Here is a 1414-nt window from a genome sequence, read left to right on the forward strand (position 1 = left end):
CTAATGCCGTTCACTTAAGAGTGAACGGCATTTTTGTTCTTAGCATACCGTTGTGGTCTGGGTTTAACTGTTCTAGGGAATGTCCTTTCCCTTCGCCCTTCAAGTATTAAGCTTTCAGCCATGTTGTGGAACCCCTTTAGCTGACGAGGTATTGAGCCTGGTGTTGAGTAAGGTAAGCCTACAAGTAATGCAGATACATGAGCTAATGTGCCGTTAAAACTCAGTTGATAAGGAAGGTAATTTCCCTTTAAATTGAAGCAGAGCTCGACCATCTGGTATCGGATTAAATTGTAAGTAAGCAAGATGCCCCATAACTCCTGCTTTACCAGTTCTGGTAAACGACTTCGCAGCGTGAGACGATTTCCAAGCATGTATTGTTTTTGCTCTCGGTAGCCTAGCTCAATTTCCCAACGATGTTCATAAAGGCCTGCAATATCTTTTGATGGGTAACGCAGGGAGTCCGTCATGGAGGTTAATACTTGGTAGTCTTTTCCTTTAATTTTACGAGTGACAAGTCGAGCGGTTATCGACTTTGGTAAATCAGGCCATAGCTTTCTAGCCCTTGGGTTACTGTGTAATTGAACCAGTTTGTCATTTCGCCCTAAAGATTGAACAATGTCATATTGTGTATTTTTCTTGAGGGGGATAAGCCAATGACGCTCCGAGCCAGAGTCTTGCCATTTATGTAATAAGCCTAAAGAATAGAACCCCTTATCGAACATTGTCACGCTATGGTTTGGTGTTGTTTCTATCAGTTTTTCAGCTAATATCATTTCGTTTGTATTGTAATTATCAAATGCACTGGCCGTAATAATGTGACTGCTTAGTTCCATTTGGCAGACCATTCTCACTTGCGGATATTGCGTCCCTTTTTGTCGAGAAAATGCCTTTTCATTTTGCGGGTTATCGGGCGTTCGCCAAACAACGCCATCGACGCCAAGAAGCGTTAATCCATTCCACTGGGGTAACTTTGCACTTTTTAACCATGACGTAGTCATTCGCTCAAAGACCGCTTTAATTGCGTCTTCACCCAACGTCTTTCGACGTTGAGTTAACGCACTCGGTGCGACAAAAGCTTTACCTGTACGGTCGACAATATCAAGTTGGTTCACTAAATCTTTCATGGATTTACTGTTATAGATAGCCATTCCAACAAGCAGCCACACCATGGATTCTAAAGTTAATTTCCTCTTTCTCATCGTGACAGTATCAGTAAGAGAATAGGCTTCGTCGATGAGTTCAATTGGAAGCAAGTCAGACAAAGTCTCAACGCTGCTAGGTTTCCAATCATTAATTATGTTTAGAGCTTGAGAAACATCCATAAAAAAATCCAAGTGCATTAAATACACTTGGATTTTGACAGCTCTGAAGGATCCTTCAACCGATCACTTTGGCTTTAACTGATCGGCATTAG

General features: G+C 41.8%; 1 protein-coding gene. It reads right to left on the reverse strand.

The window, feature by feature from the left end; all coding sequences use genetic code 11:
• Positions 1 to 14: 14 nt before the first annotated feature.
• On the reverse strand, positions 15 to 1322 hold the full coding sequence (locus AACW75_RS22960) for an IS4 family transposase (protein WP_102482152.1): 1308 nt from the start codon (positions 1320 to 1322) through the stop codon (positions 15 to 17).
• Positions 1323 to 1414: the final 92 nt, after the last annotated feature.

It is taken from the genome of Vibrio sp. L3-7, from assembly GCF_963898195.1.
Lineage (GTDB): Bacteria > Pseudomonadota > Gammaproteobacteria > Enterobacterales > Vibrionaceae > Vibrio > Vibrio echinoideorum.

Excerpts from the sequence above, each read along its gene's own strand:
- AACW75_RS22960 (WP_102482152.1), bottom strand. The coding sequence starts at position 1,322 with ATGGATGTTTCTCAAGCTCTAAACATAATTAATGATTGGAAACCTAGC.